This window comes from Psychrobacter sp. 2Y5 (assembly GCF_051847375.1).
Classification (GTDB): Bacteria; Pseudomonadota; Gammaproteobacteria; order Pseudomonadales; family Moraxellaceae; genus Psychrobacter.
The window spans coordinates 153226-168343 of sequence record NZ_JBPYDA010000007.1 but is presented as its reverse complement, the minus strand read 5'-3'; the positions used below and the strand labels follow the sequence as shown (position 1 = coordinate 168343).

The 15118-nt window shown below is 43.6% G+C and carries 14 protein-coding genes and 1 tRNA gene; 12 read left to right on the top strand and 3 right to left on the bottom strand.

Annotated elements, in window-relative coordinates; translation table 11 throughout:
• Positions 1-5 precede the first annotated feature (5 nt).
• The 3 genes from ACS8E3_RS09135 (at position 6) to ACS8E3_RS09125 (ending at position 2256) form a co-directional block, all read left to right on the top strand.
• The gene (locus tag ACS8E3_RS09135; protein ID WP_439243480.1) at positions 6-74 is read left to right on the top strand and encodes an FAD-linked oxidase C-terminal domain-containing protein; all 69 of its coding nucleotides are present in this window, start codon (positions 6-8) and stop codon (positions 72-74) included.
• 105 nt (positions 75-179) lie between these two features.
• The gene (locus ACS8E3_RS09130; protein ID WP_439243450.1) at positions 180-1202 is read left to right on the top strand and encodes an ornithine cyclodeaminase family protein; all 1023 of its coding nucleotides are present in this window, start codon (positions 180-182) and stop codon (positions 1200-1202) included.
• A 97-nt stretch (positions 1203-1299) separates the two neighbouring features.
• A complete protein-coding gene (locus ACS8E3_RS09125; RefSeq protein WP_439243447.1) occupies positions 1300-2256 on the top strand; it encodes an NAD(P)/FAD-dependent oxidoreductase in 957 nt (318 codons plus the stop codon).
• Here the strand turns inward: ACS8E3_RS09125 and ACS8E3_RS09120 are convergent.
• Positions 2234-2449, bottom strand: a complete 216-nt coding sequence (locus ACS8E3_RS09120) for a hypothetical protein (protein WP_011513303.1) — start codon at positions 2447-2449, stop codon at positions 2234-2236. The two genes, ACS8E3_RS09125 and ACS8E3_RS09120, sit on opposite strands and share 23 nt — an antisense overlap.
• 197 nt (positions 2450-2646) lie before the next feature.
• On the opposite strand from ACS8E3_RS09120, the gene ACS8E3_RS09115 reads away from it, so the two are divergent.
• Complete coding sequence (locus ACS8E3_RS09115; protein ID WP_439243443.1) at positions 2647-2874, top strand: helix-turn-helix domain-containing protein; 228 nt, start codon at positions 2647-2649, stop codon at positions 2872-2874.
• Between the two features lie 428 nt (positions 2875-3302).
• On the opposite strand, the gene ACS8E3_RS09110 is transcribed toward ACS8E3_RS09115, so the two are convergent.
• Positions 3303-3377 (bottom strand) — tRNA-Gly (locus tag ACS8E3_RS09110).
• Between the two features lie 301 nt (positions 3378-3678).
• Between ACS8E3_RS09110 and ACS8E3_RS09105 the strand changes: the two genes are divergently transcribed.
• From ACS8E3_RS09105 to ACS8E3_RS09075, 7 genes are all read left to right on the top strand, one after another.
• Positions 3679-4875 carry a helix-turn-helix transcriptional regulator gene (locus ACS8E3_RS09105; RefSeq protein WP_439243440.1) on the top strand — a complete coding sequence of 399 codons (1197 nt, stop codon included), beginning with the start codon at positions 3679-3681 and terminating at the stop codon, positions 4873-4875.
• A gap of 164 nt (positions 4876-5039) precedes the next feature.
• Positions 5040-5594: a hypothetical protein gene (locus ACS8E3_RS09100; protein WP_439243437.1), complete on the top strand. Its 555-nt coding sequence runs from the start codon at positions 5040-5042 to the stop codon at positions 5592-5594.
• Positions 5595-5648: 54 nt separating this feature from the next.
• On the top strand, positions 5649-6209 hold the full coding sequence (locus ACS8E3_RS09095; protein ID WP_439243434.1) for a hypothetical protein: 561 nt from the start codon (positions 5649-5651) through the stop codon (positions 6207-6209).
• 330 nt (positions 6210-6539) lie between these two features.
• Positions 6540-10052: an ESPR-type extended signal peptide-containing protein gene (locus ACS8E3_RS09090; protein ID WP_439243431.1), complete on the top strand. Its 3513-nt coding sequence runs from the start codon at positions 6540-6542 to the stop codon at positions 10050-10052.
• A gap of 250 nt (positions 10053-10302) precedes the next feature.
• Positions 10303-11961 carry an alpha-keto acid decarboxylase family protein gene (locus ACS8E3_RS09085; RefSeq protein ID WP_439243477.1) on the top strand — a complete coding sequence of 553 codons (1659 nt, stop codon included), beginning with the start codon at positions 10303-10305 and terminating at the stop codon, positions 11959-11961.
• 84 nt (positions 11962-12045) lie between these two features.
• A complete protein-coding gene (locus tag ACS8E3_RS09080; RefSeq protein ID WP_439243428.1) occupies positions 12046-12450 on the top strand; it encodes a RidA family protein in 405 nt (134 codons plus the stop codon).
• 30 nt (positions 12451-12480) lie between these two features.
• Complete coding sequence (locus ACS8E3_RS09075) at positions 12481-12747, top strand: DUF4031 domain-containing protein (protein ID WP_439243425.1); 267 nt, start codon at positions 12481-12483, stop codon at positions 12745-12747.
• A 99-nt stretch (positions 12748-12846) separates the two neighbouring features.
• Here ACS8E3_RS09075 and ACS8E3_RS09070 read toward each other — a convergent pair whose 3' ends face one another.
• Positions 12847-13500: a DsbA family oxidoreductase gene (locus ACS8E3_RS09070; protein WP_439243422.1), complete on the bottom strand. Its 654-nt coding sequence runs from the start codon at positions 13498-13500 to the stop codon at positions 12847-12849.
• A 456-nt stretch (positions 13501-13956) separates the two neighbouring features.
• Between ACS8E3_RS09070 and ACS8E3_RS09065 the strand changes: the two genes are divergently transcribed.
• Positions 13957-15054 (top strand): energy transducer TonB, encoded by a 1098-nt coding sequence (locus ACS8E3_RS09065; protein WP_439243419.1) that lies wholly within the window; start codon positions 13957-13959, stop codon positions 15052-15054.
• The last annotated feature ends 64 nt before the right edge of the window (positions 15055-15118 follow it).

Genomic DNA, 15118 nt, shown 5'->3' with positions numbered 1-15118 from the left:
ACTATTTGCGCGAGGTCAAAAAGGTCTTTGATCCTAATAATATTATGAATCGTGGTAAGATTTTCGATATGTAGTAGAGAGCTGTTTCTATTGTTATTGTCAATGATAGGTACGGGTGATAAACAATATAAAGCGTCAAGGATAGATACTAACAACCCTATAAATATTAAGAAACCCCTATGAAAATTTTAGACAGAAAAACCGTGAAAGATCAGTTAAATATGTCCATGGCTATCGACTCAATCGAGATGTTATTGAAGCTACAGGCGCAGCATCCAGAGTGGGTTAAATGCCCTGAACGTTTAGTTATTCCAACTTTTACAGTCAGTAATAAAAATAGTGGCTCACACTTATCGATGCCTTCGGTACTGTTTGACGGTAATGAGGAGTTTACTATCGTTAAACTGGTCACTATTTGCCCGGATAATCCACAGCGGAGTCTTCCGACAACTACTGCTGTGGTTAGTGTCTCAAACAATGACACTGGTGAAATGCTTGCCTTTATGGATGGCGTTTACGTTACCCAAGTGCGTACGGCAGCATTATCAGGTATCGCTAGCAAGTATCTAGCAAAGCCGGATAGTCAGCAAGTGACGGTAATAGGCTGCGGCGGCATGGCTTATGAGCAGCTAAATGCGGTGCTTACAGTTTGTCCAAACATTAAAACGGTCATGCTGTGGAATCGAGATATAAAGAGAGCTCATACTTTTAAAACCCAATTCGCTGATCAGTATCCAGAGTGGCCTGTGACCATCGACGTCTGTGAAGATATTGCTACTGCTGTAAAAGATGCCGATGTCATTAACTTAGCGACTCGTGCCACTGAAGGCTTGTTTGAAATCAATCAAATCAAAACCGATGCGCATATTAATGCGGTAGGTGCTTATCAGTCTGAGATGAAGGAGGTTAGCGATTCTATTATTGAAGTCTGCTCGCACATCTTTATTGACGATATTGCAGGTGGACGCCATGAAGCAGGCGATTTAATTCAGGCAGATGCTGCTGAGGATTGTGACTGGACTTGGAAAGAGTTAACGGGTGATTTAGCGGACTTAGTCACAAAAAACATTGCCATTGACCAAGATAAAAAAGGGGTAACACTGTTTAAGTCTGTTGGAGCTGCAAGCTTTGACGCTGCAGTCGCCCTAAAGATAGCGCAAGAAGCTAAAAAAGAAGGTTTAGGTCAGTATGTTGAATTATAAAGATTGAGGGCTAATCAATTTATTAACCTTACTAAAAATAATTCAAAAATAACCGATTTAAATAGACAGAGTCAGCTTATCATTTAGGAGTATTGATATGCGCCATCAAGTCATTGTCATTGGTGCAGGTATAGTAGGAACCTCCATAGCTTGGCATCTACAAAAGAACAATTCTCAAGTTCTCTTAATTGATAAAAAATCACCAGGAGAAGAAACTTCATATGGTAATGCAGGTATTATCACTAGAGAAGCGGTAACTACTAAACCATTTCCCAGAAGTTTTAGAGAGATTCTAAGGGTGCTACCAAATAACAGTACTGATATTCGATACCGTTGGTCTACAATCTACGGTTTTCAGCGCCCTCTATTTCAATACTGGGTAAACTCAAGTCGCAAAAAGCTTGAACAAATTGATAAAGAGTGGGTTACTTTAATTAATCATTGCACAAACGAGCATAACGTCATGATGCAGTCTTCAGGCGCTGACGAGTTGGTTCGCAAAATAGGCTGGATTGAGCTTCATCGTAACCCTTATGACTTTGAGAGCGCTATTAGCAACGCAGCAAAAGCGGTAGCGCAAGGCGTAGAGTATCAAGTTCTTACACTTGCAGATCTGAAAGAATTAGAGCCAAATGTAAACGTTACAGAGTACGCCGGAGCGATACATTGGAAAAACTCATGGCAGATAAAAAATTCAAGCCAGCTTGTAAAAGTATATGCTAAAGACTTTGAAAAAATGGCAGGGCAAATAAAGCAGGCAGATGTAAAAAATATCGTACAGACAAAAGAGGGGTGGCAGGTTGTTACCAATAGCGATACCTATTTATGTCAAAACTTAGTTATTGCAGCAGGACCTTGGTCAACCGACCTTATTGAGCCATTAGGTTATAAGATTCCTCTATTTCCTATGCGTGGCTATCATCAGCATTTTGCAATCACCGAGAAAAACTCATTTTCGCACAGTTTATTCGACGCTGATAAAGGTTTTGTTATGGGTGCAATGGATCAGGGAGTTAGGGTTTCTCCTGATTTTATTGAAGTGCCATACCGTTAATAGCGCTCATTACTGGCTTACACATATCCTCTTCAATACGCTCCCACACATACAAAATCTTACGACCACCAAAAGGCCGTATGTAATGGATATTTTCAATTAAGACAGTGTCTTTCATTTGATTGCGAATGGTACGTGCATCGTATTTAATACGTTCGGCTAACTCATCGGTTGTTAAATAAGTGTTACTCATAATATTTACCTCTTTTCAGTTATTAAGTAATTGCATTAAGTGATAGAATAAAAAATTATTTTATCAGCCTGTAAGAATGCGTCTTGAAGGAACCAGTTAATATTTACCCGCTTAGAGGTATTTAATAACCGATTTGTGTACTATATTATCTTTTTACCTCAAAGTAAAGCATTTTTACCCGAAAAGAGGTAAAAATTATGATTGTGTCCAAACTCCCCGTTATTTTGGCAGAGAAAAAGTTGCGCGTAGCAGATGTTGTAAGGGCAACTGGCATGAGTAAATCCACACTTCATAAGCTATATAATGAAGAGTCGTCAAGAATTGATTTCAATACTATTGATCAGTTATGTGAGTTTTTGGACGTGCAGGTGGGTGACTTATTTGTATATAAGCCAAACACTAAGGATACTGAAGAAGAGGCTTGAGGATTTTTAAAACTTAAAATGGGTGCGTAGAGAAATAAGTGGCAGTGCCTTATATATAAGGCTTTTCAATACATATAACTGAGGTTGGGGCTATTTATAATATTCACTTTTCCATGATTTGGTCACGTTTTGGTCACGCTATGAGCTCAATTTATAAAAGCAGTGTAAACATAAAAATGGTGCTAAGAAAATATTTTTTAGCATCAATTTATATAAAGATGAAAATACTAAGTTGGGCTCAATTACGGAATCAGCGTTTATAGTGTGGGCACGAAATGGTCACGTTTGGGTCACGGTGCTAATTTTTGAGCTTTTAATATGTTAGGTAAACTTAACAGTTAGACTAAATAGCTAACACTGAAAAACGCTACAACTCCCGAAAAATGGACAAAAAAAGCCTCACTGTTAAGTGAGGCTTTTTTAATATTTGGAGCGGGATAAGAGATTCGAACTCTCGACCCCAACCTTGGCAAGGTTATGCTCTACCACTGAGCTAATCCCGCTGATTCATCGTTTGATTAACTATCATCAGATGATGAAGGCGTATTATACGCAGTTTTTCTGTTCTGTCAACTAGAAAATGACAAAGTGAAAAATATTTAATTCTACGATAAATAACAGTTGATCTTATGCCTGTTTTATAGATATAAGAAGCATATCCTTTAACTACTGTTACATTTCTGTTATATTCGTAATAGAGGATTTATTTGCTTGTGTCTAAAGACAATCGAACACTAGGATTAGATATAAGTATTTTTTTAGTGAGATAGGTAAAGGATAGAGTATTACGGAAGCGAGTTTATTATGACTCACAATCAGATGTGGCAACAAATACGCTTGATATGTAGCTCGGGATTACCACCATTGACAGTCATGCCGGTTCTCTCTGAGGCGCTACATAAAGTATTGCCCTGCTTAAGTTTTACCTTTATTTTGACCGATCAGCAAGCCAAACCACTGGCATACTACACTGAAAACCTAAATGAAAGCACTCACAAGCTGTTTTGTGAAAAAGGGGATTTGCTTACCTCAGCGCAGGATGACCCTGCCAGTTTCCCGCATCTATTTGGGCTGCCAAAGGATTACGGTAACTTACTGACCCCGCCTGCTGCGTACTTTCAAGGTAGCGTTTATACCCATTTTTTTGCCCCTAACGGTATTCAGCATTTTATCGACATGACGGTTAGTCATCATGACAAACCGCTAGTCATGATTGGTATTTTTAGAGAAAAAGTCGGTAGAAAATCCAGAGACGAGCCTGGCTTTAGTCGTAAAGAGCTAGCGATGCTACCTTTATTATATAGTCATATCAAACACCTGAGCTTATCGTCAAGTAACCTTGAGGCACGTGACAATCTTGTAGATAGCGCTAACTCAAAAGCATTTGGATTAAGTTTTGATGAAGATGCAGTAGATAATAAGGGCTTGGCCGGGATTCTTAGCGGCTGCGGTAGTAGCAGGGTAGTGGTGAATAAAAGCGCAAGCATCACCGTCAACGCCAATGGCGATGTTTTATCCGCCTCTGATGATGCAATCGAGCTGCTGACTCAAGGTCTGGTCATCAAGCACAGATACTTACTCAATTATCAATATAACATCCAGCCCATCATTAGATTCCTGTGCCAATCGTTGGAGCGAAAACTAAACCACAGTTCTCATAATCCTCCGGTTTACCATCTATCGGTACCTAACGGTATCTTGGTCATTCGCGCTTATCGCATGCAAGCACTGGCAGACGCTCATGGCATGCCAGAGTATTATTCGATTCATATTGAATTAGTACAGCCTATGCGTCTTAGAGTCTTGTACCAGTTAAAAAAGTACCCGCTGTCTCCCAAAGCGATGTCAGTTGCTTGGTCTGTCTCTATCGGATTAGATAATAGCCAAATTTGTGAGCATCTATCGATTAAGCAAACGACGCTACGCAGCTACCTAAAAGACCTATATAACCGCTTAGATGTCCATTCTCACGAGCAGCTGAAACAAAAGCTGACCAGCTGATAAGACGTACTATCTTATAATTTGCAGCCGACTACCTATTTTTTATCAAAAAACCGTGATTTTGGGGCTTTATCGACTGTTTTATCCCCTATGTGGGGGAAGAAATACGTCGTCTATGAATACATACTGATACTTAAGGTAGCCTGATTCTCAAGGAGAAAGACATGCGTTTGTTCCTTACCGCAAGTTTGACAGTAAATAGTGATGCAGTTAGTTATCTACAACCAGTAGTGTGCGGCCTGCTGTTGATACTCAGCACTTTTGCCTTTAGCCCCTCTGCACAAGCGGGCTTCGATGACATGTTGCATTATGCTCCTCGAACCCTGGTCGCCAATCCTAATAACTTTAAGCGTATCCATATCAATGGTAGAGGCGTCTCAGCGGCAATAGCACCTTGTCCTATAGCCATGGGTCTGATCAATTGTACGTTAGAAAAGCTGGATTTGATTACCCTACCGGTCAGAAGCGTGCATGAGGACTATAATCTAGCGCAAGTGTTTTATTACCCCAACACCGAACAACCCAAAACAGCGGTGGTCATCGCACAAAAAACAGGCCTAATGGACGATAGCGTCAGTGGTCAAAGATATCGGGTCAGCTTTAAGCTAGAAGATGGCGGCACCGCAAATGCCACTTGGATATTGGTGCAGTATGGCGAGCAGTTTCAGTGCGCAAGAGGTGATATGGCAGGCAGGTGGGTGAAGAGGGGCTGCGTATAATCGATGTAGCCTAAAAATAAGAATGAACAATCTTAACAAACGGAGTTGTTAACTATGAAAACCCCAATAAAAATTTCAACAGCGTTACTTACTAGTGGCATTTTACTTAGCACGTTACTGACAGCTTGTGATTCAGCAGATACTACTGATAAAGTCACTTCTGAGGCTACCGAGGCTGCGGTGAACAAGATGACTGACTCAGATATGGATATCAGTATAGATAACGATGATAAACAAGCGCAAACTATCGTCATGAAAGGGGATGGTGATGAAGAGATAAAAATAGCCGTTGGTAATGATGTGTCGCTACCCGAGGACTTTCCTAGTGATGTACCGCTCCCTGATGGCATGAAACTAATAAGTACCGCTAATATACCTAAAGGCTTTGTCATTCATGGTGCGGTTGCAGGCGACCTCACAGCGATGATTAATCAAACAAAAAAAGAAGCAAAGGATGCAGGATGGGAAGAGCTTATGGTCTCCAAACAAGAGCAAACAACGACGATTATGGTAAAGAAAGAGGATCGAATAGTGAACTATAGTGTTATGGAGTTAGAACCAAAAGATAGGCAAATAGAAAGTCATAACCTCATGTATAGCGTGATTGCTAGCTGAGCTGGCTCATATTCATCAAGCGTTTTATCCCCTTATTTAAGAGGTTAAACAACTTAAATAGATAATATCCTACACTATCAAATCGCATAATAATCCTATCACGAGCATTAGAGCCACTCTAATGCTTTTTTTTGTGTTTATAACAGCTAAAAAGTGCAAAACAACCCCCATGTGGAGGATGTTTTAACAAGGGTTTTAACCTAAGCTAAACGAATAAGTTAGATGTCATACACACAGCTGATCGTCTATATAAGGATATACAAGATAGCAGTGACTTAAATCGTTTCGCCCTAATTATGATTCACTATCATTGATAAAAAGGAATTTATTATGTTAAATCATGTCTATAGAGTCATCTTCAATCGTGCTATTGGCTGCTATGTCGCCGTTAGCGAAATCGCCAAAGCTAATGGCAAATCCAGTCGCTCTAATACTGTTGGGGCAGTAGCGCCTACCAGCACTGTTAACAGCAATCAATCAAGTAGCGGTCGCTCACTACGTCGCCATGCGATCAGCGCTGCAATTGCAGCAGCGCTTGGACTTACTGCTATGAGTGCTCAAGCGTTTGTTTGTGAGGATAGTGGAGGTGGTGCTGGCGGTTCTACGTCCACGTCTACGTCTGCAGTTGCTTGCGGTACTAGTAATACTGCTACAAATGCTCTTAGCTCAGCGATAGGTATTTTGAATAAAGCGTCAGGTAATTATAGCGCAGCTGTAGGTTACGACAATACAGCGTCAGGCGGTTTTAGCTCAGCGTTGGGGTACTCTAATAAATCTTCAGGAGAAGACAGCTTAGCAGTGGGTCATCGAAGCAGAGCATCAGGTAAACGTAGCGGTGCCTTAGGATCGAGAGCTGGCGCACTGGCTAATGGAGCAACAGCAGTCGGTGGTTCGTCAGGTGCTGCTGCATCGCTCACCATAGGTAGCGGCGGATCTTTGATAGCAGTAAACGGTATCCCAGTCACGGCTACGGGTACTACTTTAAGTAGCATTACTGAAGTAAACGGTGTAGATGTGACAACCAATCCCGATCAACTCAATGCCTTTATCAACAGCGTCGATAATGGCGGTTCTGTAGCCTTTGGTTTGTATAGCACTGCCGTTGGTGCTGCCAATGCTGCGATAGGCAGTAGCAGCAGTGCAGTAGGTCATAAAAATCTGGCGCTGGGCGGTAATAGCACAGCAATGGGGCATTTAAATGAGTCCACAGGTATTCAAAGCTCAGCAGTTGGTAGTCGCAATAAGTCCATAGGTACTCAAAGCTCAGCAATAGGTTTTCGTAATGAGTCTGAAGGCCTAAATAGCTCAGCGGTGGGTTTTGAGAATAAAACTGAAGGCCGTTCTAGTTCAGCGGTGGGCTATAGTAACGAGTCAGCAGGCGATAGCAGCTCAGCGCTAGGTTATTCAAATTTATCTAAAGGCATCAATAGCTCAGCGATGGGTTATGCAAATGAATCCTTAGGCAGTTATAGCTCGTCATTAGGATATAGAAGTCGGGCAGTAGCTACTAGTAGTATCGCTTATGGATTCCGAGCAGGTGCCCTTGAAGATGGCACAACAGCCATTGGGGGTGGCTTAGACAGATTTGCTAACTACGAGAATAATGGTACGGAGTTAACTGCTGTCAATGGCATACCAGTGACTGCTACAGGACTAAACCCAGCGGATATCACTGCTATTAATGGTGTAGCAGTCACTGTTGAGCAGCGTGAGGCTTTTATGAATAGTGCTCAGATGGGTGGTGCGGTAGCTCTTGGTCGTAATAGCACTGCCGTTGGTGCAGGTAATGCGGCGATGGGCGTGCGAAGTAGTGCGATGGGTGTCATAAACTCAGCATTAGGTGATTCAAGTACAGCGGTAGGATACAACAATGAGTCCTTAGGAGACTTTAGTTCGGCTTTCGGTTCCATTAATAACGCTTCAGGAAAAAATAGTACAGCGCTAGGCATGAGTAACGATGCTGAAGGTGGTTATAGCACAGCGTTAGGATACAACAATGAATCTAAAGGGGGTAGCAGCTCCGCACTAGGTTATAACAATAAGTCAGAAGGGCAGAGTAGCACAACAACGGGTTATCGTAATACATCTGTAGGCTTTAATAGCTCAGCTATAGGTTATCATAATGAGTCTTTAGGTAATTATAGCTCAGCGGTTGGTAGTCGTAATGAATCTATAGGCGATTATAGCTCAGCGCTAGGCAGTCGTAATAAATCAGAAGGCATTACCAGTTCAGCCGTGGGTTATAGCAATGAGTCTGTAGGCAGACGCAGTCTAGCGGTGGGTCATGATAATGAAGCATTAGGCACCAATAGCAACGCTATCGGTAGCTCAAGTGGCGCCACTGAAACGGGTGCGACTGCTATCGGTAGTGGCGGCGATGGTATAAACGTACCGCGTGAAAACGCGGTGGTACAAGCCGCTTTCACTGCTGCAACCACACCTATTGAGACGAATTCCTCCAATCGCCGTTTTAAAGATGATGGTAGTGGCGGTAAGATCTATGAATATGCCAGTAGCGATTATGAAAGCTTAGGCTTTGGTGCGTATGCTTCTGCAATCCGTGCTATCGCTATCGGAACACAGGCTAGGGCCGACTTACGCGACAGCGTGGCGCTCGGCAGTGGTAGTATTACCTCAAGTACTGCGGGCATAGCAGGTTATGACCCTAGTACCAAAACCGCTAGTACTGACACTACCCCTGTGTGGCAATCAACACGTGCCGCGCTCAGTATAGGCAACACCACAGATGCTGACCCCGCCAACTGGACCACTCGCCAGATCACAGGCGTTGCCGCCGGTACCGAAGACACCGATGTCGTCAACGTCGCTCAGCTCAAAAAAGTCGAAACCACCGCCAGTACCGTCGCAGGGGCGGTTATGTATGATGATGCCACGACTAAAGATAAAGTTACATTTGGCGGGGTCGGCGCTGCTACACCAGCAGCCCTGACCAATATCGCTGCAGGCGCTAGTGCGCTAGACGGTGTCAATTTCTCGCAGATTCAAAGCATGTCTAATGTCTTTGGTGGTGGCGCCAGCTTTGATTCCAGCGGCACTTTCCAAAGACCTAGTTACACCATCAATAGCAAAAACTTCAATAATGTCGGCGATGCTTTTGATGAGGTCGATGATCGTTTGAAGAACTTAACTGTCGCCGGTGGTCCTGCTGGTGATAGCGCTTATCAAGTGGCAGTGAGTAATGGCTTTTCGGGTTCTGAATCGCAGTGGCTCACAAGCTTAAAAGGACCAAAAGGTGATAAGGGTGATAAAGGCGATCCAGGAGTTGGCGGTGGTGGTGTTCAAGGTCCACAAGGCCCTAAAGGGAACAAAGGGGATCAAGGAGCAATCGGCGCCCAAGGGCCTAAAGGTGATAAGGGAGACAAAGGCGATCCGGGTACGATAGATGCCGCACTACGTTCAGAGATCGATAGTAAAGCAACTGCCACTTACGTCAATAGTGAAAACACAGCACAGGATCAACGAATTGACGAGAGAATCGAGCAGGTATCAAACGATCAAATTGCTGTAAATAATAGTCAAAATGCGCTGATTGATAGAAATAGCCAAAGAGTTAGCGACCTTGGTTATAAAGTCAACGAGCTAGAAGATGAGCTTAGCGGCGGTATAGCGAGCGCCATCGCTATTGCCTCTATGCCAAACGCTATCAATTACGGGGAAGGCCGCATAACAGGGGGAACTGGTTACTATAATGGTGAGGCCGCTCTCGCTGTAGGATTAGTAGGCGCTAGTATCGACGGTAGTTATACTTATAAATTAGGAGGCTCTTACACCGATTCAGGTGGTACAGCCATTGGCGGCGGTATCTCTTATCGCATTTGGTAATGCTGATCTACTCTTATAGCTATATCAGCCACTATCTCCAGCATTGTAGGTAGTGGCTTTTTACTGTTAGCGATTTAATGGTAAACCAAGGCAGTGCATAGGTTCTAATTTTGTAAAACCAAGCGCCAATAGTGATGTCAATATGATAACTTATTTGAATAATAAGTATTAAAAGATACGAAAAATAAGTTTGCTCAATGGCGGCTACTATCAAGACCTATAAAGGACGATCACAATGACAAATAATACAATGACTAAACCTTACACTATCGCTGACTATTTATTTGAACGTATTGCCGAGGCAGGTGCCACTGAAGTCTTTGGGGTACCTGGCGACTATAACTTAGCTTACTTAGATAATATTATCGACTCTGATAAGCTTCGTTGGGTCGGTAATACCAATGAGCTCAATGCAGGCTATGCCGCCGATGGCTATGCGCGTGAGCGCGGATTTGCCGCCTTAGTGACGACTTTTGGAGTCGGTGAGTTATCGGCTATCAATGCGACTGCCGGCTCGTTTGCAGAGTATGCGCCTGTGCTACAAGTCGTCGGTACGCCCACTATGCAGCAGCAACATGACAAACGCCGATTGCACCATTCATTAGGGGATGGCACCTTTAACCATTTTATAAAAATGGTTGAGCCGGTCACCGTCGCTCGCGCGCAGATTACCGCTGAGAATGCAGCTTCTGAGATTGACCGAGTGATACGTATGGTACTCAAAAAGCATCGTCCAGGCTATCTGATGTTATCGCCTGATGTCGCAGCTTTACCTATTTATCCGCCTACAACCAAGCTCGATGACAGTCAAGAGGATATGACTAGCCAAGCGGCGCTAGAGGCTTTTAAAGCGTCATTAGTAGACTTTCTGCCCAATAAGACCACCACTATCATTGCCGACTTAATGGTGCATCGTTTAGAGCTGCAAACTCAGCTAAAGGCTTTGATTGCAGATACTGAAGTTCCTTATACCACACTATCTTGGGGCAAGACTTTGCTTGATGAGCAAGACGAGCATTGGGCGGGAACTTATGCTGGAGACGCGTCAAGGCCAGTGGTCAAAGATGCGGTTGAAAACTGCGAATGCTTGATTAAGATTGGCGTGCAATTTACCGATACGACGACAGCCGGATTTAGCCAAGACATTGATGAACAGGTCGTTGTGGATCTGCATTACGAGCGCGCAAGCATTGGCGGGCAGAACTTTGCACCCATCGCGCTCAAAGATTCCTTGCAAGCTTTGCACGAAGCGATGACTTCTGGAATCGATATCAAGCCAAAGCCTCTCAGCGGGGAGGTGCATGCTTTTGAGCAAAAAGGCAGCGACGAGGAGGCTATTCTACAAGTAGACTTATGGCATATCATTGCTGAGCACTTGCAAGCAGGTAATGTGGTATTTGCCGATCAAGGGACATCCTATTTTGGCATCAGTGATGTGCGCTTGCCAGATGGGGTGACTTGCTATGGGCAGCCGATGTGGGGCTCAATAGGCTACACCTTGCCAGCAAGCTTGGGGGCTAGTATAGCCTCAAAACAGAAGCGTAGCGTACTGCTCATTGGTGATGGTTCAGCGCTGTTAACGATTCAAGAGATAGCGGTGATGCTACAACAGCGCACCAACCCTATTATTGTACTGATCAATAATGACGGTTATACCGTTGAGCGCGCGATTCATGGTGAAAACGCCCGTTATAATGATATTCCTACTTGTGATTGGCAACTGATGCCGCAAGCATTTGGCGGTGATAAAGACAACAGCTTATCGCTGAAAGCCACTACCGCAGGCGAGCTTAAAGCAGCGCTGAAAAAGGCCATGGCGACCACTGATAAGCTTATTATGCTCGAGGTCATGACTGATAAGCATGATGTGCCGCCAATGCTAGCGAAAGTCAGTGCCGCCCTAAAGTGAGTGCCGACTAACGCTTTATTATAATAAAAACAGCATCACCGCATCTTTTAGAAAAGAATAGCACAATAAAGTTAGGATAATAAAATGACTCATCAGAAAATCAATCCAAACACTATGTATGACAGCCTACAGTTTGGCTTCTCGCACGCGAGCAAAGCACAGGGCAGCACTGTAATCCACTGTGCAGGTCAGCTGGCATGGGACAAGGAAGGCGAGATAGTAGGTGGAGAGGACTTAGCCAAACAAACCGAGCAAGTCTTTAATAATCTGCAAACTGTGCTCAATGAGGCAGGAGCGACCCCGGCTGATGTGGTACGTATGCGCACTTATATAGTCGATCTTAAACCTGATGACCTAGAAGTAGTCGGTGCGGCTATCGCTCGCTTTTATGGTGAGGTGACCCCGCCTGCCAATACTTTGCTTGGCGTACAGACCCTAGCTATGCCCGGTCTACTTATTGAGATTGAGATGACAGCGGTAATCGATTAAGCTGCCTCGATTGAATAAGGAGCAATGAGCATGGCGGTCTATGTTGATTTTGTGAAGATTGAGTTTAGAGGCTATCAGTGGTGTCATATGCTAGCTGATAGTCTGCAAGAGCTGCATGAGTTTGCCACGCTCATCGAGGTTGATGCTCGTCTTTTTCACCGCAATGCCAGCTATCCGCATTATGATATCACCGTGCAGATGCGAGAAGCTGCCTTAGATAAAGGCGCTATCAAAGCCACCAGAAAGCAAATTATCGACGCGGCCAAAAAATTAAAGATTGAATTAAACCAAGCCTAATGGCTATATTTTATTTAAAAAACCTGCTTTATTCTCAACATAATAGTCAGAAAAAAGCAGGAAGATTGAAATTTATCTCTCAATAATATCTAAAGATAATTACTCTGGCATATCTGCTAATTGCTTGAGGATACTAGTGAAATTCTCCACCCCTTGCGCGCCGCTGACTAGATGACGCTCGTTAAAGACAATAGCAGGCACGCCTTGTACCCCTTGGCGCTGCCAATGTTGCTCGATCTCACGCACCTCTTTTGCAAAGCGCTGATCTGCTAGCACGGCTAACGCCTCCGTGCGATCAAGGCCAGTCTCTGCTGCTATATCAGCGAGCACCTCATTATCAGACAGGTTACGCCCATCAGTAAAGTGCGCGCTGAATAACGCTTGCTTTAGCTCATGTCTGTGCCCTTGGGTTTCAGCCCAATGCAGTAGCTGATGCAAATTAAAAGTATTATGCATGCGCAGCTCATCAGTGAAGTTAAAGTCGAAGCCGACATCAGCGCCCGCTTCTGTGATTCTAGCGCGGCTTTCATCAGACTGCTCAGGCGTTGAACCGTATTTTTCAATGATATGCTCACGCATATTTTGCCCTTCACTTGGCATGTTTGGGTTTAATTCGAACGGATGCCAATGGATCTCATAGTCAGTATCGGTTTGTTTTAACGCTTCTGCTAGCTGTTTATAGCCGACCACGCACCAAGGGCAGACCACGTCTGAGACGATATCGATACGAAGGGGTTTATTGGTAGTATTCATCATTTGTCCTTATGTTTTTTGCTTTATTGACTACTGACTATATAACTGCGAACGATACGACTCCTTTTCAAGACGAGTCTTGTTTTAGTCAGGATATATAGCCAATACGAAATAAAATCGATACGTCAATAGCGTCGTGCTATTGGTACAAATTCTCCTTGCTTGCTGTGCGCTTCGCACTTTTCGAAGCTGCGCAAAATTCGTCCCAGTAGCACTATATCGTTTTTAAAGTAAATCGACTATATAACTCAATCCGTTAAAAGACATAGTAACGAGAAATTCAAAATTTAAGTCTGATAAGTGGTTGATTTAAGGTTATAACGCTACTTGTGCTATATATTTATTTAGCGCAAGATAAGTAATGACTATTCAATGTAATAGCTATAAAAATAGACGAATTTTTGATGATTGGACTATGAACCGATTTCGATACCACGCACTAATTGCCAAAATATTATGATAAATAAACCATTTTATCGGCCTGTTCATGTCTGGGTAATGATTTTGGTTATTGCCTTACATGGAATAGTAGTATGGGCGGGCATGTTGACTGAACCTATAGAGCGACCTAGCATAAAAACTAAGTCGTCAGCCCTGATTCAGTTGGAATTTATTACTCTTGATTCGGCTAGCTTAGCAGGAGGAGCTGAGACTATTACCAATCTAGATCCTCAAACTAAAAAAGTAGTTTCACCAAAACAAAAAGTCGCATTAGAAGAAAAAGCTAGCACTGCTAAGGCGAGCATCGTAAAAGCTGCGGAGCCAAAACAGCTTGTCGAGCCAAAACAGCCACTGGTAGAAGGGAAGACGCTTGTAGAAAATAAAGAGGTCACAAAAGAGCTAAGCACTGAGCGAGCTGACTTAGCAGATGAAACTAACTTAAACCAGTCAGTAGCGGATACAGGTGAAGTGCCAGTCACTAAAGCCTCGGGCAACCCGTCTAATACTGATGATATGCCATCTACGCAAAATAGCTCGAATGAGGCTGAAGCCGAAGATGATTTGTCAGCGATGATCCGAGCAGTAACTGCACAATTCAATCGCGAACAAGTCATACAAAAACGCGCTGCCACCCAGCAGAGCAATCGCAAATTGTCTGCGCAAGCGCAGTGGCAAGCCCAAGCGGATGAGGAGGCTATTACCAAAATATTAGCGCTAGCTGCAGAGCAAGCCGCTAATCAAGAGCGAGAACCAGCCGCTGATACTGACGTAGACAGTTTAAGCAATACTATCGCCGATGACAAAGCGCTGATCCCTTTTTTGGAAGAGCAGGGAAGCTGGCTTGAGAAGCACCAGCCTATTACCGATATTCCTTTGCTGATTTGGCGTAGCACTGATGCTCTCCCAGGTGACGTGTTTATTGTACTTTTAGAGCTCTCTGTAGATAAAGAGGGCGTTATCACTGAGGTACAACTGCTTGAATCTTCTGGTAGTCCTATCATCGATGCGGTCGCAACGACTCAAGTTAGGACGGGTCAGCTCACGCCTTTGCAAATAGATGGTCTTGCGGTTGAAGCTACCATTCCTATGTCTTTGGTCTATCAAAGGCCTTAAGAGATAACATTATAATAGTTGAGTAGCCCTCATAGGTATTCATTAAAAACTATGACGGCCACTC